Here is a 22,472-nt window from a genome sequence, read left to right as displayed (position 1 = left end):
AAGTACCATTGCTTACGATACGCGCGAGGCCCACCTATAGTGAATTGTTTCGACGCGTGAGGGGATGGCTATGCGAGCTAGGCTCCGGGTCGCTCACAAGCTGGTGTTGCTGATCGCGCCGTTGGTGCTGGCGCTGCTCGTCGTGGCTATAGGCTATGCCTGGCATCAGCGGCAGCTGCTGCGGGAGCTGGATGGCGATCAGGCGCTGGCGGACAATATCGCGCTGGCGGGCGAATTGATCCATCAGCTGCAGGCCGAGCGCGGACTCAGCTACGCCTATCTCAGCCTGCATAGGCAGGGTTTGCCGCGGCAGCTGGGCCAGGCGCGAGCCGCTGCCGACGACGTATTGCAGCGGTTGACGGAGCAGCCGCGCGCCGACATGGGGGAGGGGCTGCGCGGCTATCTGGATGAAAGTCTGCCGTCCAAAGCCGCCCTGAATGAACTGCGGCGCGATGTCGACGCCCGCCACGTCTCGCCGGACCCCTCGTTTCGCCGCTATTCAGACATGATAGAAAACCTGTCGCGCATCGTCGCGCTGTTCCATGCCCGCACCCAGCGGGTGCAGGCGCTGGTGCTGCAGTGGTCGGCGGTGAATTGCCAGAAGGAGTACACCGGACGGGCGCGCGGCCTGATCGCTGGCGTGCTGACGGTGGGGAGCTTCACTATCACCAATTTCCGCCAGGTCAGCGGGGCGGTGTCGCAGGAAGCGCTATGCATGGCGCAGTACCGGCAGTATGGCGGAGACCCGGTTCTGCTCAAGGATGCGATGGAGCGTTCCCGCGCCTTCGAATCGGCCCGCGACGGCGTGCTGGCGCGCGGCGCCGGCGCCATGCAGAGCGAGCGGCCGGACGAATGGTTCCAGGTGTCCAGCTTGCGCGTGGACGCGCTTTTGGAGGCGCAGAAGACGATTTTGAGCGAGATCCGCGGCCAGTTGGCGGAGCAGGCCGCCTCCGCGCGGCTCAGCACGTATCTGGTGCTGCTGGGCCTGCTGTTGCTGTTGTTGCCGGTGGGACTGGCGGCGATGGTGGGGCGCGACATCATACGCACGCTGGGCGCGGAGCCGGACGAGGTGGCGCAGGGCATGCGCGAGTTGTCGGCCGGCCGGCTGGACTTCCATCTGCCGCTGCGCGAGGGCGACAGCCACAGCCTGGCCGCGCATATCCGGCAAATGGGCGCGCGCCTGTCCGGCGTCATCATTCAGGTGAAGGAGGACGCGGACGCGGTGGCCAATGCCTCAACCGAACTCAATTCGGCTTCGCAGGGCTTGTCGCAGGGCGCGGCGCGCGCCTCGGCCGATGTCGAGGACACCACCAGCGCGGTGGATGAGATCGCCGGCTGCATGTTCAGCATGGCCGGCGACGCCAACCATGCCGGCTCGATGGCCGACACCGCCAGCGGCCAGGCCTCGGAAGGCAACCAGGTGGTGCTGCGGACGATAGCGGCCATGCGCGAGATAGCCAAGCGCACGGACATCATCGACGATATCGCCTATCAGACCAATCTGCTGGCCTTGAACGCGGCGATAGAGGCGGCGCGGGCTGGCGAGCACGGCAAGGGCTTCGCCGTGGTGGCGGATGAGGTGCGCAAGCTGGCGCGGCGCAGCCAGGCCGCGGCGCAGGAGATAGGCCAGGTGGCCATCAGCAGCGTGCAGCTGGCGGAAAGCGCGGGCCAGCAGCTCAGCGACATCGTGGATTCCAGCCGCAAGACGCTGGAGCTGGTGAAGGGAATTTCCAGCGAGGCGACGCTGCAGGCGCAGCGCGTGGGCAATATCAACCAGGCCATGCAGCGGCTCAATCAGCTGTCGCAAGGCAATGCCGCCGCCAGCGAGGAGCTGTCGGCGGCGGCGCAGGAGGTGGCGATGCGCGCCGACAGCCTGCGCAGGCAGATGCAGTACTTCCAGCAAGGCGACGAGCCGGCGCCGGAGGGCGAGCCGGGCGCCTTTGAGTAGACAGTCGCCGCACCCCTGGCCTAGCGCACTTCGCGCAGGTCGTCGCGGGCGATTTTCAGCCGCACCTGGGTGCCGCTGGCCAGCAGGTCGGCCGCGTTGCGGTTCAGCCTGTCCACCTGCAGCGTGGCGCCATGGGCCTCCACCTGATAGCGGATGACGTTGCCCAGCAGCTGGTGCTGGCGGACCACCGCCGGCAGCGCGCCTTCGGTCGCATCGTCATGGCCCAGCAGCTGCACAGACTCGGGACGGATGGCCAGGTGGCCGCTGATCTGCATGCCCAGCAAGGCATGGCTTTGCTGCGCGGTCAGTAGATTGTAGTTGCCCATGAAGCGGGCGACGAACTCGGTGGCCGGCTCGGTGTAAATGGTCTCGGCTGCGCCTTCCTGCTCCACCTTGCCCTGGTTCATCACAAAGATGCGGTCGGACAGGGTCAGCGCCTCTTCCTGGTCGTGGGTCACGAAAATGGTGGTCAGGCCGAGGCGGCGCTGGATGTCGCGGATCTGCTCGCGCAGGTTCTTGCGGATGCGGGCGTCCAGCGCGGACAGCGGTTCGTCCAGCAGCAGCAGGCGCGGCTCCACCACCAGGGCGCGGGCCAGGGCCACGCGCTGGCGCTGGCCGCCGGACAGCTGGTGCGGAAAGTGCTTCTCGCGGCCGTTCAGCTCCACCAGGGCGATCACCTCGCCCACCTTGCGGCGGATGTCGTCGGCGGAGCGCTTCTGCATTTTCAGGCCGAAGGCGATGTTGTCGGCCACGTTCATGTTCGGGAACAGCGCGTAGCTCTGGAACACCATGCCTATGCCGCGTTTTTGCGGCGACTGATGGGTGATGTCGTCGCCGGCCAGGCGGATCACGCCGTCGGTAGGCGTTTCAAAGCCGGCGATCATGCGCAGCACGGTGGTTTTGCCGCAGCCGGACGGGCCGAGGAAGGTGATGAACTCGCCGGACTCCACTTTCATGTTGAAGTCGTGCACCACGGATTGTTGGCCGAAGCGCTTTTTCAGATGGTCGATTTGCAGAAATGCCATGATTGTGTCCGTTTCAATGTTCGTCGGCGCCGAGCGCGGCGCGGTTGCGGCTGACCACCTGCATCAGCCCCATCGCGGCCCAGGTGACCAGGAAGGCGATGATGGCCAGCGCGGCCGGCTCGTAGGCGCGATTGGCGCCGATCAGCTGCAAATAAGGTCCGAAGGCTGGGCGGGCCAGCAGGCTGGCCAGCGTGAATTCGCCGATCACGATGGCGAAGGTCAGGAAGGCGCCGGACAGGATGGCGGTTTTCAGATTCGGGAAAATCACCAGGCGCAGGATGTCGAACCAGCCGCTGCCCAGGCTTTGCGCGGCCTCGGTCAGCGAGCGCACGTCGATGGCTGCCAGGCCGGTGTCCACCGAGCGGTACAGATAGGGCAGGGCCAGGGTCACGTAGCCGAAGACCAGCAACAGATCCGTGCCGCGCTCGCTGCCGGTGAAGGGCAGCCAGCCGGCGCTGCCGTACAGCCGCAGATAGCCGAACACCAGCACGATGGCCGGAATGACCAGGGGCAGCAGGGTGATGAATTCGATCAGCGGACGCAGTTGCGGCAGCTTGAGCTGCACCCAGAAGGCAGTGGGCACCACCAGCAGGATGCCGACGGCGATGGTCAGCAGCGCCAGCAGCGCGGAGTAGCCGAAGCTGGCCTGGAAGCCGGGGTCGGACAGCACCACCTTGTAGGCCTCGAAGCTATAGCCCTCGCGCTTCATTTTCAGGCTGAACTCGAAAGTGGCGATCAGCGGCAGCAGGAAATAGCCGCTGCCGAGCAGAATGGCGAGCCAGGCGCCCAGGCGGGATGTGGCTTTGGTTTTCATGCGGCCTCCCGGTTGCTGCGCTTGCGCAGCCAGATGTAGCCGGCGTTGGCGCTGCCGGTGATCAGCACCATGCCCAGCGCCAGCGCGTAGCCCAGGTTCTGATCATGCAGCACGTCGCCGTGGATTTGCGCGTACAGCAGAATGGTCACGATATTCAAGGAACTGCCGGTCAGCGCGTAGGCGGTGGCCACAGCGCCGAAGGCGTTGGCGAACAAGAGCAGCGCGGCGCCCACCATGCTGGGCCACAGCACCGGCAGCGCGATATGGCGCCAGTAGGCGAAGCCGGAGCCGCCCAGGCTCTCGCAGGCTTCGCGCCATTCGTCCTTCAGGCCTTCCACGGCCGGGGCGATGATCAGCACCATCAGCGGCACCTGGAAGTACAGATAGGTCAGGGTCAGGCCGACGAAGCTGAGGATGGAGAAGCCGCTGGCGTACAGGTCCAGGTCCAGGTACTTGTGCAGCAGCATGGTCACCAGGCCCATGCGGCCCAGGGTGGACAGGAAGGCGAAGGCCAGCGGAATGCCGGCGAAATTGGACGCGACCCCGGAGAAGGTGGTCAGCGTCGGGCGTATCCAGGCCGGCAAGCCGCCGCGGATGGCGGCCAGCGCCAGCAAGAGGCCCAGCACGGTGCCCAGCGCGGCCGAGGCGACGCTGATCTGCAGGCTGATCTTGTAGGCTTCGAGGATGTTGGCGTCGAACAGGCGAATGATATTGGCCAGCGTGAAATGGCCTTGCGCGTCCTGGAAGGCGCCCACCATCAGCATGAAGGTGGGCAGCAGCAGGAAGAGCAGCGCGAAGATCAGGAAGGGCGCGACGCCCAGCCAGGACAGCAGCGCGGCGCGCGCGCCGCCGCTGGCCTTGCCGGCGGAGGGCGTCGAAAGGGATTCGGTGGATGCGGACATCGTGGTGGCTTCTCGAGCGAGGTAAAAGGGCCGCCCTAGGCGGCCCCGGCGTGACGCGACTGCGGGGGCTTACTTGACGTTGCTGCCCACCACGGTGTCCCACTGCTTGGTGATGCCGGCCTTGTAGGCCTCTTGCTGCTCGATGCTCGGGAACACGGCCTTCTTGTAGGCGGCGGCGTCCGGCAGCTTGTTGATCAGTTCAGCCGGGATCTTGCCCTTGGCGGTCAGATCGTTGAAGCGGATCGGGTGGCAGTAGCCCTTCAGCCAGGCCACTTGGCCTTCGTCGGAGAACAGGTATTCCATCCACAGCTTGGCGGCGTTCGGGTGCGGCGCGTAGGCGCTGATGGCCTGGGCGTAGACGCCGGCCACCACGCCGCTCTTCGGCACGATCACGTCGACCTTGGGGTTGCCCTTCAGCGTGTCGCGGTCGGCCAGCGCGTTGTAGTCCCAGCGCACGATGATGGGGGTGGTGCCTTGGGCCAGCGAGGCGGCCTTGCCGATCACCGGCACGAAGTTGCCGTTCTTGTTCAGTTGCGAGAAGAACTTCAGGCCGGCGTCGGCGGACTTGCCCACGTCGCCCTTGGCCTGCGCCAGACCGGCGGCGAATACGCCCTGAATGGCCTGGTTGGCGGCGCGCGGGTCGCCGGCCAGGGCCACGGCGTTCTTGTATTCCGGCTTCAACAGGTCGGCCCAGTCGGCCGGGGCCTTGCTGATCAGGTCGCGGTTGACCTGGAAGGTCAGCACGCCGTAGTAGTCGCCGTACCAGTAGCCGTCCTTATCCTTGACGTTGTCAGGAATGGTTTTCCAGGAAGAGACCTTGTACGGCTGCAGCAGGCCTTGGGCCTTGGCTTGCGGGCCGAAGGACAGACCGACGTCGATCACGTCCGGCGCCTGCGGGCCCTTGTTGTTCTTGTTGGCCTTGATGGCTTCCAGTTCGTCGGCGGAGCCGGCGTCCGGATTCAGTTCGTTCACCTTGATGCCGTACTTGGCCTTGAAGCCGGCGATCACATTGCCGTAACCGCACCAGTCGTGCGGCAGGGCGATGGTATTCAGTTCGCCTTCCTTCTTGGCGGCCTGGACCAGCGCGTCCAGATTGGCGGCAGTCGCGGCGTTGGCGATCATGCCCAGCGCGCCGGCGACGGCGATGTAAGCGAGTTTGTTCTTCATCATCATTGCTCCCCTTCCCGGCCAGTGGCCTTATCTATCGAAAAACTGATGCGATGGTATGAGGGATTGATGACAAAACGACGTCATTAATATGACAAAAAAGTTTCATTTGGCGATGACTGAATTTTGGAACCGCGCAAAGGGGAGGGGGCGGTCATGCCTTTATTTAAAGATACTGGCATGAAGGGAAATAATTCAATGGCTTGCCCTGTCCGCCTTGGGCTCTCTTGTGCGGGATAGGGAGCGCATGGTTTTCGATATGCCGATGGCAAATCCGTTAATTCAAATTTGCAAATCATTCTTTCAGTGAAATTTCTACTTAAAAGCATTATGGTTGCGGCCGCGCAATCGCTACAAACGCTTACAAGCGGAAACCTAAATCGTGCGGAAAGCGCGCCGGCTGAATGTCATGCTGTACTGGAGATCAGGCAGCAGCCGGAATCATGGCATCAAGACAGCTTGCAAGGAGACGCAAAGTGGAACTGAAGAATAGGGGAGCAAAGTGGGTGGCGCTTCTCGTGGCGGCCGGCAGCCTCAGCGCCTGCGTGGTGGCCCCGCCGCGGGCCCAGGTGGTGTATCAGCCGGCCACGGTCAGGCTGGAAATGCCGCGCGACTGGCGCCCGGCCGACCATCCCTACTACCTGCACGCGATGAGCGACCTGCGCCAGGCGCGGGCCTATCTGGCGCGGCCGGACTATCCGCAGATCGCCGACGACGAACGCCGGGCGGTGGCCGAGATCGACGCCGCGCTGAGCGAGATGAGGCGCGCCGCGTTCGAGGACGGCAAGAATCCGTGGCAGTATGAGCAGCCGGATGCGCGCATGAGTCCGACCGATAGATTCCACAAGGCGATGGAGCTGCTGGACGCCGCGCGCCGCGACGCCAGCCATCCGGAAGACGATCCGTGGACTCGAGATCTGCAGCACCGCATCCTGCACCATATCGATGGCGCGCATCGCGCCGTGCAACAAGCCGTCAACGACGCGCTGCGCTAAAGGAAATCATCATGAAAGCACGTGGAATCCTGGCGATGCTGGCGCTGGCCGCCGCAGGCAATGCGCTGTTGAGCGCGCCGGCCCTGGCCGATGGATGGCATGAGGGCGATCCGTGGAACTGGCAACAGCACCAGTGGCACCCGGAGCAGCACCCGTATTATCTGCACGCGATGAGCGATCTGCGCCAGGCGCGCGACCTGCTGGCGCGGCCCGATTATCCGCGCGTGGCGGACGATGAGCGCTACGCGGTGGATCAGATCAACAAGGCGCTGCGCAAGATGCGCGACGCCGCCATCGACGACGGCAAGGATATAGACGAGCGACTGCCGCCGGATGCGAACTGGCGGCCGGAGGACCGTTTCCATCAGGCCAAGATGCTGTTGGACAAGGCGCGCCAGGACGCGAGCCACCGCGAGGACGACCCCTATCTGCGATCCTTGCAGCGCGACATCGTCCATCATGTCGACGAAGCCCGCCGCGGCGTGGATGCTGCCGTGTCCGACGCGTTGCGCTGAGTCCGTTCCGTCGCCGGTGTGACGCCGGGCGGGGCTTGCGCTACCATCGGGCAAGATCAAGCCAGATGGAGTATGCAATGAGCCGAGTCCTGGTGCTCTACACCGGCGGTACCATAGGAATGGACCACACCCCCGAAGGCCTGGCCCCCGTGCTGGGCCTGCTGCCGCGCCTGCTGCAGCGTTTTGAACGCCCTGATCTGGCGTTCGATGTTGTCGAGTTCGAACAGCTGATCGACTCTTCCGCCATCACTCCGCGCCAATGGAACCAGATCCTGGACGCGCTAGTGGCGCGCTACGACGCCTACGATGGCTTCGTGGTGATCCATGGCACCGACACCATGGCCTACACCGCCGGCGCGCTGGCTTTCGCCCTGCGCGGCCTGTCCAAGCCCGTGGTGCTGACCGGCGCCCAGCTGCCGCTGGTGCATCCGCGTTCCGATGGCTGGTCCAATCTGGCCGATGCCTTCGAGGCCGCCTGCCAGCCCGATCTGATGGAAGTCGCCATCGCCTTCGACCGCCTGCTGCTGCGCGGCAGCCGCGCCCGCAAGCTGGATGCCGAGCGCTTCGATGGCTTCAACAGTCCCAATGCCGCGCCGTTGGCCGAGTTCGCCATTTCCGCGCACTGGCATCGCGAGCGTTGGCTGCGGCCGGACGGCGAGTGGCGGCCGCAGCGGCTGAACGAGAACCTGAAGCTGGCCGCGCTGATGCTGACGCCGGGCCACGGCAGCGCGCTGGCCGGCCAGATTCTGCGCGATGGCGGCCTGGACGGCGCCATTCTGCTCAGCTATGGCAGCGGCAATGCGCCGGCCGATCCGGCGCTGCTGGAAGGCGTGGCGGCAATGACGGCGCGCGGCGGCCCGGTGCTGACCTTGACTCAGGTGGTGAAGGGCGCGGTGGCGGTGGGCGCTTATGCCGCCAGCCAGCCTCTGGCGCGCGCCGGGGCCTTGCCGGGCGGCGATCTGACGCCGGAGGCCGCGCTGGCCAAGCTGCACGTCTTGTTGTCTGCCGGCTTGCCCGTAGATACGCTGCGCGCAGCGCTGGGCCGCTCCCTGCGCGGCGAGATGACGACCTAGCAGGGTCATGAATCAGGCAAGGGCTGCTCAAAAAATGAGCAGCCCTTTTTCATGCTTGGCATTCAAGCGCTTGCCGCTGTTTTCCACAGCGCGTCCACATGGTTTTGCTACTGGAGTGTGGGAAACGCGGATAAATGGAAAGCGGGCGCGGGCGTTTTGTCGCGCGAAATGCAGTCGATTGGCGACAGTATTCGGAAAATCAAGTATTTGCGGCGAAAAGCCATGATTAGGAGAGTGGCGTGGCCGGTCGGCGAGAAGGCGCTTTAGATCGTGAGTCTGCCTAAAAAATAGGCACGCCTGATTTGTCCTTGCCATTCATGGGTTTGCCGCAACTGTCCACAGCAGGTCCACATGACCGTGCACCCTAGATGGGGAAAATTATTGCGACTGCCTAAAAAATGACCAGACGTTGGAAAGTCTATTTGCGTCAATGGCTTAATTGTTTTTTCCACAGCTGGTACACAGCGCTGTCCCCGCCGTCTGTGAAAAACGCGGAAAGCGGGTGCCGACGCGGTATAATGGCCGGCTTGGCCGGCGTTGCGGCATGGGAACGAGAGCGATGGGGCAAAGACGCGGCGTCAGGCCGATCCGGGTGGCGATAGTCGGCCCGGAATCCAGCGGCAAGAGCACGCTGGCGGAGGAACTGGCGCGCAGCCTGCGCGCGGAGGGCTGGAGCGCGGCCTGGGTGCAGGAATATTCCCGCGCCTATTATGCCCATCGTCCCTATGTCTCCGAGCTTGCCGACATCGAGGCCATCGCCATCGGCCAGTTGGCGGAGGAGGAGAGGGCGGCGCGCGAAGCCGCCATCCTGCTGTGCGACACCACGGCGTTGACTTGCAAGATCTGGGCCGAAGTGGCGCATGGCGCGGCCTCCGCGGCGCTGCTGGCGCTGTATCGGCCCAAGGATTACGACCTGACGCTGCTGGCCTGCCCAGACATCCCGTGGCAGCCGGACCCGCTGCGCAGCCACCCCACGCAGCGCGACTGGCTGCTGGAGCTGCATAGGCAGGAGCTGGCGCGGCAGGGGATAGATGCGGTGGAGCTGAGCGGCGGCCGCGAGTCGCGGCTGGCTCGCGCGCGGCAAGCGCTTTTGCCCTTGTTGCTTGCCTAAAAAATAATCAGTTGCGAAACGTCCTGACAAAACAGCGGCTTGCCGCGCTTGTCCACAGCGGCTCCACAGTCTTGTCCGGCGGCGGGGTGGATAGTCCGGCGGCGCTGCCTAAAAAATGGGCAGATCGAAAAACATCAGATAGATGAAGGGCTTGGCGGCCTTGTCCACAGGCCGCTCACAAGCCTGTCCAGAATGAGTGTGAAAAAATGCAAGAAACCTTCAAGCTGAACAGCGAATACATCCCCTTGTGCGATCTGCTCAAGGCTTGCAATGTCTGCCATTCCGGCGGCGCGGCCAAGCATTTCATCGCCGAGGGCAATGTGTTGGTCGATGGCCAGATCGAGCTGCGCAAAACCTGTAAGATCCGCGCCGGCCAGCAGGTCAGCGGCGACGGCTTCCTGATTTTGGTCGAGGCGGACTGAGATGGGCGATTCGGCAGGCATCATGCCGGAGCCGCCGTTCGAGGTGAGCGACGACATGTGCTGCGGCAGCGGCTGCGAGCCGTGCATCCTGGATATCCACCAGCAGGCGCTGCGAGCTTACCGCGCGCGGTTGGCGGAATGGGAGGCGAGACGGGACGCCAGCTTGGCCGGAGGAGAAGACCATGGCCGGCATTGACCTGCATTTCCATTCCCGCATCTCCGACGGGGCCTTGACACCGACCGAAGTGGTGGACCGCGCCGCGCTGCGCGAACCTAGCCTGCTGGCCTTGACCGACCACGACTGCACCGGCGGCCTGGCGGAAGCGGCAGCGGCGGCCGCTCGGCATGGCATAAGCTTCCTGAATGGCGTAGAGGTTTCCGTTACCTGGGGCCGGCATACCGTGCATATCGTCGGCCTGGGTGTGGACCCGGATCACGCTGCCCTGGCCTCCGGTTTGAAGGGCATACGCGACGGCCGGCTGGAACGCGCGCGCAAGATGGGGGATTCGCTGGCGGCGGCGGGCATCGAAGGGTGTTTCGAAGGCGCCATGCGCTGGTGCGACAACCCGGAGATGATCAGCCGCACCCATTTCGCCCGCCATCTGGTGGACTGCGGCGCGGTCAAGGACGTGCGCACGGTGTTCCGCAAATTCCTGACGCCGGGCAAACCCGGCTTCGTCGAGCATGAGTGGGCCAGCCTGGAAGACGCCGTCGGCTGGATAGTCGCCGCCGGCGGCATGGCGGTAATCGCCCATCCCGGCCGCTACGACATGGGCCGCACCTTGATAGAGCGGCTGATCCTGGATTTCAAGGCGGCCGGAGGCCAGGGCGTGGAGGTGGCCAGCGGCAGCCATAGCCTGGACGATATGCACAAGTTCGCCTTGCATGCGGACAGGCACGAGTTGTTCGCCAGCAGCGGCAGCGATTTCCACGCGCCGGGCGAGGGCGGCCGCGACGTAGGCTACACCGAAGACCTGCCGCCTATCTGCAAGCCGATCTGGCGCGAGCTGGAGGCCCGCACCATCCGGCCTGCTTGAACCAATAAGGACAAGAATATGGCGCAATTTTTCATGATCCACCCCGAGAACCCTCAGGCCAGACTGATCCGCGAAGCGGTGAAAATCCTGCGCGAGGGCGGCGTGATCGTATACCCCACGGACTCCTGCTACGCGCTGGGCTGCATGCTGGGCGACAAGGCGGCGCTGGAGCGCATCCTGGACATCCGCGGCCTGGATCTGAAACAGCGCATGATGACGCTGGTGTGCCATGACTTGTCCGAGCTGGCCAATTACGCCAAGGTGGACAACAGCCAGTACCGCGCGCTGAAGTCCACCACGCCGGGCAGCTATACCTTCATCCTGCAGGCCACGCGCGAAGTGCCTAGGCGCACCCTGCACCCCAAACGCGCCACCATAGGCCTGCGCGTGCCGGACCATAAAGTGGCGCTGGCCTTGTTGGAAGAGCTGGGCGAACCCATATTGTCCTGTACGCTGATGCTGCCTGGCGATGCCGAGCCGCTGTCCGACCCCTACGAAATCCGCGAGCGGCTGGAGCATGCCGTGGACGCGGTGGTGGATGGCGGCTGGTGCGGCACGGAGCCGACCACCGTCATCGACATGACCGACGGCGTGGAGCTGGTGCGCCAGGGCAAGGGTCCGTTGGCGCCGTTCGGTCTTTAGAATTCACCACACGATTAGGAAATCATGCAGTCTTTGTCACTGATTCAACAATTGGCGGTATCCATTCTGCCGATTCTGTTCGCCATCACCATCCCGGCCGGCGCGCAAGCTTTCATGGCCGATTATCTGGGCGATCGCACCGCCTATATGACTGGCCGCCGCACTTTCAGCCCCTTGGCCCACATCGATCCGATCGGCTCCATCGCGCTGCCTTTGCTCGGCGTGGCCATGGGCGGCTTCATCATAGGCTGGCCCAAATCCCTTCAGCTGAATCCGGGCGCGATGCGCAAGCCGCGCAGCGCGCTGGCCAAGGTGGCGCTGGTGACGCCGTTGGCCAATCTGGCCATGGCCCTGCTGTGGGCAGGCGTGGCCGCCGCCTCCGGCTACCTGACGGTCTACTTCGGCGAGCCGCTGCAACTGATGGCGCTGATCGGCATCAAAGTCAACGTGGCCTTGATGATCTTCACGCTGATTCCGCTGCCGCCGCTGCCCGGCGGCGTCATTGTGCAGGCTTTGCTGCCTGCGCGCGCCGCCTGGCAGTTTTCCAAGGTGGAGCGCTACAGCTTCTGGATTCTGCTGCTGCTGATGTTCAGCGGCGTGCTGGGCAAGGTGCTGCTGCCGCTGGTGCAGGCCATCACGCTGCTGCTCGCCAGCGTCGCGCTGTGACACGGGTTCGATAAGACAGGCCGCGCCTCGGCGGCCGGAGGGAGAGGAGATATGGGTTTAGACCTGCTGGTGCAGCGCGTGGCCATCTATGCCTTGCCCGTGCTGCTGGCGATCACGCTGCACGAAGCGGCGCACGCTTATGCCGCGCGCCGTTTCGGCGACAATACCGCCTATATGATGGGGCGGATGACGCTGAACCCGCTCAAGCACATAGACCCGGTGGGCACGGTGCTGCTGCCGCTGCTTACCTTGTGGATGGGCGGCTTCGTCTTCGGCTGGGCCAAGCCGGTGCCGGTCAATTTCGGCGCGCTGCGCAAGCCGCGCGAGCATGGCCGCTGGGTGGCCGCCGCCGGCCCCGCCGCCAATTTCGCCATGACGCTGGGCTGGGCGCTGCTGTTGAAGCTGGCCATCCATACCAACAACGCTTACAGCGAGCCGCTGGCGCTGATGAGCCAGGCCGGCATCGCCATCAATATCTCGCTGATGCTGCTCAATCTGCTGCCCATCCTGCCGCTGGACGGCGGCCGCATCGTGGAGAGCCTGCTGCCGCCCGGCACGGCCTGGAAGTACGCCCAGACCGAGCGCTACGGCATGTGGATACTGCTGCTGCTGATCGCCACCGGCCTGCTGGGCGCGATTCTGCAACCGTTCTACCAGTTGATGTATCATCTGCTGCAATTGTTTTTCTAGAACCCTGCGCGGGGCCAGGCCGCCGGACAGACCGGCGGTTTTTCATTTCCCGCGGCCAATCGAGAGCATAACCATATGTCCGCCAACCGCATCCTTTCCGGCATGCGCCCCACCGGCAGCCTGCACCTTGGCCACTATCACGGCGTGATCAAGAACTGGGTGGAGCTGCAGCACCATCATGAATGCTTCTTCATGGTGGCCGACTGGCACGCGCTGACCACCAATTTCGACGATGTGTCCATCATAGGCAAGTCCATCAACGAAATGGTGATCGACTGGCTGGCGTCCGGCGTGGACCCGGAGAAGGCCACCATCTTCGTGCAGTCCAAGGTGCCGCAGCACGCCGAGCTGCACCTGGCGCTGTCCATGGTGACGCCGCTGGGTTGGCTGGAGCGGGTGCCGACCTATAAGGACCAGATGGACAAACTGAGCCACAAGGACCTGGCCACTTACGGTTTCCTGGGCTATCCGCTGCTGCAGGCGGCGGACATCCTGGTGTACAAGGCCGGCATGGTGCCGGTGGGCGAAGATCAGGTGCCGCACATCGAGCTGACGCGCGAAGTGGCGCGCCGCTTCAACCACATGTTCGGCCGCGAACCCAACTTTGAGGAACTGGCCAAGGCTGCGGTGAAGAAAGTCGGCAAGAGCGGCAAGCTGTTCGAGCAGCTGCGCAACCGCTATCTGCAGGATGGCGAGGTGGAAGCGCTGGCGCAGGCGCGCGACATCCTGGCCGCCAGCCAGAACCTGGGCAACGCGGACCGCGAGCGGCTGTACGGCTGGCTGGAGAACAAGGGCAAGAGCATTCTGGCCGAGTGCGAGGCCAAGCTGACCGCCGCGTCCAAGATGCCGGGCCTGGATGGCCAGAAGATGTCCAAGTCCTACGGCAACACCATCACCATGCGCGAAGCGCCGGAGACGGTGAGCAAGAAAATCCGCGGCATGCCGACCGATCCGGCCCGCGTGCGCCGCACCGATCCTGGCACGCCGGCCAAGTGTCCGGTGTGGCAGCTGCACGAGGTATACAGCGACGGCGAAACCAAGGAATGGGTGAAGGCAGGCTGTGCCAGCGCCGGCATCGGCTGTTTGGACTGCAAGCAACCGGTCATCGACGCCGTGGTGCGCGAGCAGCAGCCGATGTTCGAGCGCGCCGAGAAATACCTGGCCAATCCCAAGCTGGTCACTGAAATCCTGGCCGACGGCAACGCCCGCGCCGAGAAAGTGGCGCGCGAGACCATGAGCGAAGTCCGCGCCGCGATGGGCCTGGGCTACTGAGCCGACGCTAGCGCAAGACAAAGCCGCCTCGAATCGAGGCGGCTTTTTTGCGCTCAGTCGAATTTGTACTGCGCGCCCAGGATGAAGGTGCGGCCGGTGGGATCGTACTGGCTGGAGTCGAAATAGACGCCGCTGTGCGCGTCCCAGGGCGGGCGCTGATTGGTCAGGTTGGTGATCGCGGCGCTCAGCGTCAGCCGTTTGAAGCCCTTGTAGCTGGCGCTCAGGTTGAAGGTGTCCGAGCCCTTGACGCTGGTCTGGTCCTGCTCGTCGTCGCGGATGGTCTGGGTGTAGCCGGCGGTGTGGAACCAGGTCAGCGCGCCGCCCCAGTTCGGCGCGTCCCAGCTGGCGGAGGTCTGGCCCTTCCAGCGCGGCAGCGCGCCGTGGAGATTGCTGCCGGCGCCTTCCACTTTCGGGCCGTCTTTTTGCAGCGGCTTGCTGAAGGACAGCAGGCGGGTCCATTGCGCGGCCAGCGTCAGCTTGCCGGGCGCGAATTTCCAGCTTTGCGACAGGTCCAGATCAAAACCCGAAGTGCTTTGCCCGTTCAGATTGATGAACTTTTGGGTCAGAGATTGCAGCCGGCCCTGGCTGTCCCGGCTGACCTGGCCGGGATAGGCCTGAGGATTGCGGATCACGGTGGCCGGGTCTTCCAGGCCTATCACGTCTTTCTGGCGGATGCGGTAGTAGTCTATGCCCAGGCTGGTGCTGGCGGTGGGCGAGAACACCAGGCCCAGGTTCAGATTATTGGACCGTTCCGGCTTGATCGCGGGGTTGGCGACCACCAAGTGGGTGAAGGACACCGAGCGGCCCGGCGTTACCGGATCGAACGGGTCCTGGGCGCTGCTGTAGCTCACGGCCGTGCTTTGGGTGATTTCCGGCAGCGAGGGGGCGCGGAAGCCGCGCGATACCGAGCCGCGCAGCGTCAGGCTTTCCAGCGGCTGATAGCGCAGGCCCAGCTTGGGCGAAAAAGCGTTGCCGAAATCGCTGTAGTGGTCGGCGCGGACGGCGGCATTCAGCGACAGGGTTTTCAGCAGCGGCGCGTTGAGTTCGGAATACGCGGCCTGGATCAGGCGGGAGCCGTTGATCAAGTCCAGCGCCGGCCGCAGTTCGGTGCCGCTCAATACCTGCGGCGAAGTGCCCGCATTCATCGCCTCGCGCCGCAGCTGGTAGCCGGCGGCGAAGCCCAGGGGGCCCGCCGGCAAACGGGCCAGTTCTGTGCTGGCGGTGGCGTCCAGGCTCATCACGCGGTAGTAGGCCGGACGCAAGGTATTGATGCGCAAGCTGTCCGTAGCGGCCTGGCTGTTCTTGGATGGATCGGTGAAGCTGTAGCCGCCGTTTTTCAGCAGCGTTTCATAGGCATAGCGGTTGACGAAGTTGTAGGCGTATTCGCGCAGGCGGCTGTCCGAGTACAGGCCGGACACGTCCCAATCCCACTGCTCGCCGCTGCCTTTGACGCCGGCCAGGAGACGCCGGAACGAGGTGCTGTCGGTCTTGTCGCGCTCGCCCTGGCCGAACAGCACGGTGCTGAACGGCGTGGGCGCGGCGTTGGGATTGTCCGGATGGCCTGTCGGCAGCACGTTGCTGATCGGCGTCAGCCGCTGATTGGCGTCGTCCCAGGCGCGCAGCGAACTGGTGAGGGACAGCGGGCCGGCGAAGATGGCGCTGGCGTGGCTGGCGCCGTATAGGAACTCCGCGTAGGCCTCGCTGGCGGCATTCAGCCGATAGCTGCCGTGCAGCGCGGCGTGATAACGCTCGATGGCCGGCATCAGCGTGGTGTATTGCGCTGGGTTGTAGGCCCAGACGCGACCGCTCTTGTCCGGGTTCAGCGCGGCGTAATCGGTGTCCTGCAGCGGGCCTATGGCCTTGGGGAAGCGCTTGGTCGGGTCCGAGCCGTAATAGTTGGTGACGCTGCGTTCCAGCTTGCCGCCGGGCAGGCTGCGGAAGTCGTTGTCCTTCAGCCAGGACACATCGGTCTGGTCCAGCCGGCCGCGTTTTTGCGAGTCGAAGGCGAACCAGAGGTTGTAGCCGTCCTGCTCCAGGTCGCCCTTGCCGGCCAGCAGATTGAATTTCTGCTGGTTCTGGCCGGTGCTGCTGTCGCGGCTGAATTCGGCGCCGGCCTCCGCGCCCTGGTAGCTGGGATAGAGGATGATGTTGACCACGCCGGCGATGGCGTCCGAGCCGTAAATGGCGGAGGCGCCGTCTTTCAGTATCTCTATGCGCTTCACCGCCTTCAGCGGCAGCGCGTTCAGGTCGACGAAGGTCTCCTGCAACTCCTGGGCGGTGGCGTAATTGGACAGGCGCTTGCCGTTGACCAGCACCAGGGTGTTGCGCTGGCCCAGGCCGCGCAGCGAAACGCCGGCGGTGCCGGCGGAGAAGCTGCCGGTGACCTGCTCGTTGAAGCTGTTGCCGCTGTTCACGGCCAGCGAGCGCAGCACGTCCGGCAGGTCTGTCTTGCCGCTCTTGGCGATGTCGGCGGCGGTGATGAGCTGTACCGGGTTGGATTTGGCTTTGGAACTGGCGCGGATATTGCTGCCGGTGATGGTGACTCTGTCCAGCGTATTGTCGTTGTTGTCGGCGGCCAGGGCGGCGATAGGCAAAGCGGCGCCTAGCCCGGCCAGCAGCAGGGTGTGTTTGATCATCACGGAACTTTCGGTATGAAATGATTTGGCGGGCGCCCCGATAGGCGGGGCGGGCGTCAGCCGTTCAAGCGGCGACAGGGCGGACGCGCGAGTTCGCGCTGTTCAGTCAGTTTTCGCATTTGGTATACAAAATACATAATTCAGTACGGAAAATGTAACAATGCGAACTGGGTATGGGAAATGAAAGATAGAGTTTTGCTAATTCGATTTTTGAATTTTCGATATTGAAAATTCAGCCGAGAATGACGGAGGCGCGCGGCAGGGAGAGATGGAAATGAGTTGGCGTTTACTGGAGGCGAGCCGGGTCGTCGAGAGCGGCCGGCTCGCGGTCCAAGCTTCAGTTTTGCTGCTGCAGCAAGGTGGAGACGTCGCGCACCACCTGCACCACGTCGCGCGCGCCGCTGCGGATTTCGGCGATGGAGCCCTGCGCCTGCTGCGCCAGTTCCAGCGTGTTGTCGGCCAGGGTCTTCATTTCGCGCATCGCGCCTATGGCCGAGGCTGAGTCGCCCTGTATGGACTTGACGATGCCGGAAATCTCCCCGGTGGACTGGCTGGTGCGCTCCGCCAGCTTGCGCACTTCGTCCGCCACCACGGCGAAGCCGCGGCCCATTTCGCCGGCGCGCGCCGCCTCGATGGCCGCGTTCAGCGCCAGCAGATTGGTCTGGTCCGCGATATCGCTGATGGTGCCGATGATGGCGCCTATCTGTCCCGAGCTGTTGTCCAGCTTGGCCAGAATGTCCGCCGACTGGCGCACGCTGTCGGCGACGCGGGAAATTTCATTGGCGGCCTGATCCAGCACGGTGCTGCCGCGTATCGACAGCTGCTCGGTGTTTTCCGAGGCCTGTACCGCGCTCTGGGCATTTTCGGCCTGGGCCTGCATCTGCATCACTTGGCGCGTGATGTCGGTGGCGAATTTGACTACGCGCGCCGGCTTGCCGGCGGCGTCGAGCACCGGGTTGTAGGTGGCTTGCAGCCAGATGGGCTCGCCGCTCCTGCCCACGCGGCGGAAGCGGCCTTGCTGGAACTGTCCCTGGCGCAGGCGCTGCCACAGTTGCTGATACTCCGGGCTGCGGGCATAGGCTTCCTCGCACAGCATGCTGTGATGCTTGCCCTTGACCTGGGCCAGGGTGTAGCCGAACACGGCCAGAACGTTGTCGTTGGCGTCCAGGATGACGCCGTCGAGGTCGAACTCTATGCGCGCCATCGCCCGGTCTATGGCGCTGCGCATCGCCTTGTCCTCTTGCTCCAGCGTCATCTGCGGAGTGATGTCGGAGGCGACCTTGACCACGCCGCACACCTTGCCGGATTCGTCGAGAACCGGCGAGTAGCTGGCTTCCAGCCAGACTGGCCGGCCGCCCTTGCCCAAGCGCAGAAAGCGGCCGCTTTGCGCTTCGCCGCGGCTTAGCTTGCGCCAGAATTCGGCATAGGCGGGCGAGGCGGCGTAGGCCGCTTCGCAGAACATGCGGTGGCGTTGGCCCAATACTTCGTCGCGGGCATAGCCCATGGCGCGCAAAAAAGCGTCATTGGCGCTGACGACGACGCCGTCCGGGTTGAACTCGATGACGGCCATCGAGCGATCTATCGCGCGCAGGATGCCGCGGCATTTTTCCAGCTCGGCATGGGCGAGCTTCAACTGTTCGGCGAGCTTGCCGCTGAAAAAGGGCATGTTCCAGCCTCCTGCCTGAGTGATGGGGACGTTGCGGTTCGCCTTGAGTGTAGTACGGACCCAGTATTTTTACTTAGGCGCGCGAGCGAAATAGCCGAATCGCGCCGCCATCGCACAGCCAAACCGGCTTCAGTCGCGCGGCTCCACCTCGTCCGGCGCGCTGACGCGGGCGGCTATGGTCTTGCCGCTGTCCAGATTGCGCACGCGGATGATTTCGCCTTGGCGGCCATCGGATTGGGCTTCGCCGGAAACGGTGACCTCGATGCCGTCCTGGCGCGCGACGATGCGCACCGCGCCGCCGCGTTTGACCAGCAGCGGCGCCTGCAGCTGGCGGCGGCGCAGGGGCTGGCCGGCGGCCAGCGCCGAGCGGAGCTGCTGGCCCAGCGGCGGGGCGGCCCGGCCGAACAGCTCCGCCGGCTCGGCGATGGGGCGCTCGGCCCAGTCCACGTCTTCCGGGCGCAACGTTTCGCCGGCGCGCAGCTCGCGCGCGGCGACGGCTACGCGCGCCGAGACGGCCGCGCGGACGATGAAGGCGCCGCGCCAGCCGCTGGCGGGGCAGTTCGCCTCAAAGCGCATGCGGGAGAAGGCGCGGACGTCGGCCGCTTGGATTTCCCATGGCGAGGCGCAATCGGGCAGGCTGCGCGGCGGCAGCAGCTGCAATTGCGCGGCGGCTTGGTCCAGCCCGGCTTCGCTAAGACGCTGAGCGATCAGCCGCGAGGCCTGCTGGCGAATCATGGCGTCAGGCGCGGCGGCGTGGCTGGCTTGCGCCAGCGCCAGCAAGGCTGCGGCGGGGAGTGTGAATTTTGCCATCCGGTGTTGCTTGGTAATTGTTGCGTATACGGGGCGAGACTCACTTATTAGTATCGCTTTCCAATAAATCGGCTATTCATCGCAAATAGTTTGAACATGGTAGTGAACTGATAAGGTCAAGGCAATGGGCATGCATCTGGACAAGGCCCTGAGCATCCACCCGGAGGCCTTGCGGCTGCGGGCGGAGCGGACCCGGATTCTGGCGTCTAACATCGCCAACGAAAACACCCCGGGTTATCAGGCGCGCGACATCGATTTCAAGACGGCGCTGGCATCGGCCAGCGCCGATTCGCCATTGGCGTCGGACGGCGGCGACGACCTGCTTTACCGTCTGCCCAACCACCCCTCGCGCGACGGCAACACCGTCGAGCTGGGCGTGGAGCAGTCTGAATTTTCCCAAAACGTTTCCGAATTCCAGACCAGCCTCACCTTCATCAATATGAAGCTGCACGGGCTGGCCAAAGTCATCGCGGGGCAATAAGCCATGTCGTTCAGAGACATCTCGCGCATCGCAGGCTCGGCCATGACCGCCCAGACGGTGCGTTTGAATACGGTGGCCAGCAATCTGGCCAACGCCGACACCGCCGCCGGCACCGAGCAGACGGCCTATCACGGCCGCAAGCCGGTGTTCAGCAGCCAGATGCAGGGCGAGGGCATGGGCGTGCAGGTGCTGGACGTGGTGCAGAACCAGGAGCCGGTGCGCAAGGCGCATGAGCCGGGCAATCCGCTGGCCGACGGCGACGGCAACGTTTACTACAGCAACGTCAACTCGGTGGAGGAGATGACGGACATGCTGTCCGCCAGCCGCGCCTTTCAGACCAATGTCGAGGTGCTGGCGCGGGTCAAGACCATGCAGCAGGACTTGCTGAAACTCGGAGACAACGCATGAGCGTGGATCAGACGCAATCGTTCCGGTCGTCCGCCGGGGATCAAGCATCGACCGACCCGTCGCAGGTGGCGCCGGCCGCCGGCCAGCAAAAAGGCGGCCAGGACATGTTCATGACCTTGCTGCTGGCGCAGATCCGCAACCAGAGCCCGCTGGATCCGGCGGACCCCTCGCAATTCGTCAATCAGCTGGCGCAGATGAGCCAGGTGCAGACCACGCAATCCATGCTGCAGCAGCTGCAAAGCCAGGCATCCATGCTGCGCGAATTGCAGGGCGTGGCGCTGGGCGCCCAGGTGGGCAAGCCGGTGCTGGTGCAGACGGACCGCTTCCATAGCGACGGCAGCGCCGCGCTGTCCGGCCGGCTGACTCTGTCCGGCGCCGAAAGCGATACCACGCTGGTGCTGACCAACGCCGCCGGCCAGCGCACCCGCATCGACCTGGGCAAGCGCGCCGCCGGCGCCAGCGATTTCCAGATCAAGCTGGCCGATTACGGCCTGCCCGCTGGAGATTATCAGTTGGAGCTGGCCACCGCCTCCGGCGGCTCGGGCCTGCTCGAGCTGAAAGCCCAAGTCAGCGGCGTGCGGCTGCCGGTCAACGGCGCCGAGCCGGTGCTGTCGCTGGCCGGCTTGGGCGACTTCCCTGCCTCTTCCGTTTCCGCCCTGCTGGGGCAAGCCGGCGCTGCCGCATAAAGTCACGTTCGGAGATAACCATGAGTTTCGAAATCGCCTTGTCCGGCATCAACGCCGTCAACGATCAGCTGGGCAGCATCAGCGACAATATCGCCAACTCCAGCACCTATGGCTTCAAGTCCGGCCGCGTGACCTTCGCCTCCGCCTATGCCGGCAGCCAGGCCATGGGCGTCAGCAGCCGCGGCAACAGTCAGAACATCGGCCGCAACGGCGGCCTGGTCAATACCGGCCGCGCGCTGGACGCCGCCATCGACGGCCGCGGCTTTTTCGTGTCCCGGACGCCGGCCGGCGCGGTCAGCTACAGCCGGGTCGGTATCTTCGATACCGACAAGGACGGTTACCTGATCGACTCCAATAAGGGGCGCATCCAGGGCTACGCCAAGTCGCCCAACAGCACGGCGCTGGGCGCGCTGGGCGATATCCAGATCCCCACCGGCAATATTCCGGCCCAGGTCAGCGACGCGCTGCAGTACACTGGCAATATGTCGGCCGGCTGGGCCAATCAGACCCTGCCTTTCGATCAAAGCAAGCCGCAGAGTTTCAATCATTCCAATGTGTCCAGTGTGTATGACTCGCTGGGCAACAAGCACAATCTGACCCAGTACTTCTGCAAGAGCGCCGACAGCACGGTGACCGTGCACTACGCGCTGGATGGCCAGGCCTTGCCCGCCACCACGGATTTGAAGTTCGACGGCAACGGCAAGCTGACCGCGCCTACAGACACCGTCGCGCTGGATCTGGGCACGCCGGCCGGCGCCTCGCCGCTGAAGCTGGCGGTGGACTACGGCGGCACCACCCAATTCGCCGGCGAGGCCAGCACCAGCCGCAACGCGGCTACCGGCTATCCGCCGGGCGCGCGCACCGGCGTCAGCCTGGGCGAGCATGGCGAAGTGATCGTCAGCTACAGCAATGACCAGAAGCAGGTGGTGGCCCAGATCGCCATCGCCAACTTCCCCAATGAAAACGCGCTGGCGGCGAGCTCCCAGACCAGCTGGCAGGCGACCGCCGAGTCCGGCGCGCCCCTGCTGTCCACCGCCGGCAGCAGCATGGCCGGCAAGCTCGCCACCTCCACGCTGGAACAGTCCAATGTCGACGTCACCTCGGAACTGGTGACGCTGATGACGGCACAACGCAATTACCAGGCCAACACCAAGGTGATCTCCACCGAAAATCAGGTGATGCAAGCCCTGATGCAGGCGGTGTAAGTCCATGGATGCGCTGATCTACACCGCGATGAGCGGGGCGGACCGTCTGATGCGCGCGCAGCAGATCCACGCCAACAATCTGGCCAATGCCGAGACCGGCGGGTTTCGCGCCGACATCGACAGCGCCGTCAGCCAGGCCGTGCCCGGCTATGGCTACGACGCGCGCGTGCTGAGCCACAATGTGCCGACGGCGCTGGACACCCGCAACGGCGCGGTGGTGGAAACCGGCCGCGACCTGGACGTGGCGCTGCAAGGAGACGGCTTCCTGGCCATCGCCGCGCCGGACGGCAGCGAGGCCTAT

At 64.7% G+C, this 22,472-nt stretch carries 23 protein-coding genes and 3 pseudogenes; 17 read left to right on the top strand and 9 right to left on the bottom strand.

Annotation, left to right across the window (positions count from 1 at the left end; genetic code table 11):
* Positions 1-244: 244 nt before the first annotated feature.
* Positions 245-1,948, top strand: a pseudogene (locus C2I19_RS12740) (methyl-accepting chemotaxis protein); the annotation flags it as partial.
* Between the two features lie 20 nt (positions 1,949-1,968).
* Here the strand turns inward: C2I19_RS12740 and C2I19_RS12735 are convergent.
* The 4 genes from C2I19_RS12735 to C2I19_RS12720 all read right to left on the bottom strand — a co-directional run bounded on the left by C2I19_RS12735 (position 1,969) and on the right by C2I19_RS12720 (position 5,856).
* The gene (locus tag C2I19_RS12735) at positions 1,969-2,973 is read right to left on the bottom strand and encodes an ABC transporter ATP-binding protein (protein ID WP_103903070.1); all 1,005 of its coding nucleotides are present in this window, start codon (positions 2,971-2,973) and stop codon (positions 1,969-1,971) included.
* Between the two features lie 13 nt (positions 2,974-2,986).
* The gene (locus tag C2I19_RS12730; RefSeq protein ID WP_103903069.1) at positions 2,987-3,787 is read right to left on the bottom strand and encodes an ABC transporter permease; all 801 of its coding nucleotides are present in this window, start codon (positions 3,785-3,787) and stop codon (positions 2,987-2,989) included.
* Positions 3,784-4,689, bottom strand: coding sequence for an ABC transporter permease (locus tag C2I19_RS12725; protein WP_103903068.1), 906 nt, complete (start codon positions 4,687-4,689; stop codon positions 3,784-3,786). Before C2I19_RS12725 ends, C2I19_RS12730 begins: the two co-directional genes overlap by 4 nt.
* 69 nt (positions 4,690-4,758) lie before the next feature.
* Positions 4,759-5,856, bottom strand: a complete 1,098-nt coding sequence (locus C2I19_RS12720) for an ABC transporter substrate-binding protein (protein WP_233201183.1) — start codon at positions 5,854-5,856, stop codon at positions 4,759-4,761.
* Between the two features lie 476 nt (positions 5,857-6,332).
* On the opposite strand from C2I19_RS12720, the gene C2I19_RS12715 reads away from it, so the two are divergent.
* From C2I19_RS12715 to C2I19_RS12705, 3 genes are all read left to right on the top strand, one after another.
* Positions 6,333-6,851 (top strand): hypothetical protein, encoded by a 519-nt coding sequence (locus tag C2I19_RS12715; RefSeq protein WP_146056807.1) that lies wholly within the window; start codon positions 6,333-6,335, stop codon positions 6,849-6,851.
* Between the two features lie 11 nt (positions 6,852-6,862).
* Entirely contained in the window at positions 6,863-7,366 is a 504-nt protein-coding gene (locus C2I19_RS12710) for a hypothetical protein (protein ID WP_146056806.1), read from the top strand.
* Between the two features lie 77 nt (positions 7,367-7,443).
* Positions 7,444-8,439 (top strand): asparaginase, encoded by a 996-nt coding sequence (locus C2I19_RS12705; RefSeq protein WP_103903065.1) that lies wholly within the window; start codon positions 7,444-7,446, stop codon positions 8,437-8,439.
* A 27-nt stretch (positions 8,440-8,466) separates the two neighbouring features.
* Here the strand turns inward: C2I19_RS12705 and C2I19_RS21770 are convergent, their stop codons facing one another.
* The gene (locus C2I19_RS21770; protein ID WP_146056805.1) at positions 8,467-8,754 is read right to left on the bottom strand and encodes a hypothetical protein; all 288 of its coding nucleotides are present in this window, start codon (positions 8,752-8,754) and stop codon (positions 8,467-8,469) included.
* A gap of 244 nt (positions 8,755-8,998) precedes the next feature.
* Between C2I19_RS21770 and C2I19_RS12695 the strand changes: the two genes are divergently transcribed.
* The 8 genes from C2I19_RS12695 to C2I19_RS12660 all read left to right on the top strand — a co-directional run bounded on the left by C2I19_RS12695 (position 8,999) and on the right by C2I19_RS12660 (position 14,279).
* Positions 8,999-9,550: an AAA family ATPase gene (locus tag C2I19_RS12695; RefSeq protein ID WP_103903063.1), complete on the top strand. Its 552-nt coding sequence runs from the start codon at positions 8,999-9,001 to the stop codon at positions 9,548-9,550.
* 206 nt (positions 9,551-9,756) lie between these two features.
* Positions 9,757-9,972: an RNA-binding S4 domain-containing protein gene (locus C2I19_RS12690; RefSeq protein ID WP_103903062.1), complete on the top strand. Its 216-nt coding sequence runs from the start codon at positions 9,757-9,759 to the stop codon at positions 9,970-9,972.
* A 1-nt stretch (position 9,973) separates the two neighbouring features.
* A complete protein-coding gene (locus C2I19_RS12685) occupies positions 9,974-10,168 on the top strand; it encodes an oxidoreductase-like domain-containing protein (protein WP_103903061.1) in 195 nt (64 codons plus the stop codon).
* Entirely contained in the window at positions 10,155-11,009 is an 855-nt protein-coding gene (locus C2I19_RS12680) for a 3',5'-nucleoside bisphosphate phosphatase (RefSeq protein ID WP_103903060.1), read from the top strand. Before C2I19_RS12685 ends, C2I19_RS12680 begins: the two co-directional genes overlap by 14 nt.
* Before the next feature lie 18 nt (positions 11,010-11,027).
* Complete coding sequence (locus C2I19_RS12675) at positions 11,028-11,651, top strand: L-threonylcarbamoyladenylate synthase (RefSeq protein ID WP_103903059.1); 624 nt, start codon at positions 11,028-11,030, stop codon at positions 11,649-11,651.
* 24 nt (positions 11,652-11,675) lie between these two features.
* A complete protein-coding gene (locus tag C2I19_RS12670; protein ID WP_103903058.1) occupies positions 11,676-12,317 on the top strand; it encodes a site-2 protease family protein in 642 nt (213 codons plus the stop codon).
* Between the two features lie 51 nt (positions 12,318-12,368).
* Positions 12,369-13,007: a site-2 protease family protein gene (locus C2I19_RS12665; protein WP_103903057.1), complete on the top strand. Its 639-nt coding sequence runs from the start codon at positions 12,369-12,371 to the stop codon at positions 13,005-13,007.
* 75 nt (positions 13,008-13,082) lie between these two features.
* Positions 13,083-14,279 carry a tryptophan--tRNA ligase gene (locus C2I19_RS12660; RefSeq protein WP_103903056.1) on the top strand — a complete coding sequence of 399 codons (1,197 nt, stop codon included), beginning with the start codon at positions 13,083-13,085 and terminating at the stop codon, positions 14,277-14,279.
* Between the two features lie 53 nt (positions 14,280-14,332).
* Here the strand turns inward: C2I19_RS12660 and C2I19_RS12655 are convergent, their stop codons facing one another.
* The 4 genes and pseudogenes from C2I19_RS12655 to flgA form a co-directional block, all read right to left on the bottom strand.
* Positions 14,333-16,915: a TonB-dependent receptor plug domain-containing protein gene (locus C2I19_RS12655; protein ID WP_233201182.1), complete on the bottom strand. Its 2,583-nt coding sequence runs from the start codon at positions 16,913-16,915 to the stop codon at positions 14,333-14,335.
* Positions 16,916-17,252: 337 nt separating this feature from the next.
* Positions 17,253-17,597, bottom strand: a pseudogene (locus C2I19_RS22970) (methyl-accepting chemotaxis protein); the annotation flags it as partial.
* 204 nt (positions 17,598-17,801) lie between these two features.
* Positions 17,802-18,485: pseudogene (locus C2I19_RS22965) on the bottom strand (PAS domain-containing protein); the annotation flags it as partial.
* Between the two features lie 225 nt (positions 18,486-18,710).
* Complete coding sequence (flgA, locus tag C2I19_RS12645) at positions 18,711-19,391, bottom strand: flagellar basal body P-ring formation chaperone FlgA (RefSeq protein ID WP_103903054.1); 681 nt, start codon at positions 19,389-19,391, stop codon at positions 18,711-18,713.
* Positions 19,392-19,521: 130 nt separating this feature from the next.
* Here flgA and flgB point away from each other — a divergent pair, with 130 nt between their 5' ends.
* From flgB to C2I19_RS22500, 5 genes are all read left to right on the top strand, one after another.
* Positions 19,522-19,872 carry a flagellar basal body rod protein FlgB gene (gene flgB, locus C2I19_RS12640; RefSeq protein WP_304529151.1) on the top strand — a complete coding sequence of 117 codons (351 nt, stop codon included), beginning with the start codon at positions 19,522-19,524 and terminating at the stop codon, positions 19,870-19,872.
* Positions 19,873-19,875: 3 nt separating this feature from the next.
* Entirely contained in the window at positions 19,876-20,280 is a 405-nt protein-coding gene (gene flgC / locus C2I19_RS12635) for a flagellar basal body rod protein FlgC (protein ID WP_103903052.1), read from the top strand.
* A complete protein-coding gene (locus C2I19_RS12630) occupies positions 20,277-20,966 on the top strand; it encodes a flagellar hook capping FlgD N-terminal domain-containing protein (RefSeq protein ID WP_103903051.1) in 690 nt (229 codons plus the stop codon). Before flgC ends, C2I19_RS12630 begins: the two co-directional genes overlap by 4 nt.
* Before the next feature lie 20 nt (positions 20,967-20,986).
* The gene (locus tag C2I19_RS12625) at positions 20,987-22,171 is read left to right on the top strand and encodes a flagellar hook protein FlgE (protein WP_103903050.1); all 1,185 of its coding nucleotides are present in this window, start codon (positions 20,987-20,989) and stop codon (positions 22,169-22,171) included.
* Positions 22,172-22,175: 4 nt separating this feature from the next.
* The coding region (locus C2I19_RS22500; RefSeq protein ID WP_233201181.1) for a flagellar hook-basal body complex protein at positions 22,176-22,472 on the top strand (297 nt) is incomplete at its 3' end.

The organism is Chromobacterium alticapitis, from assembly GCF_002924365.1.
Classification (GTDB): domain Bacteria; phylum Pseudomonadota; class Gammaproteobacteria; order Burkholderiales; family Chromobacteriaceae; genus Chromobacterium; species Chromobacterium alticapitis.
This window is presented reverse-complemented; position numbering and strand designations above follow the sequence as displayed.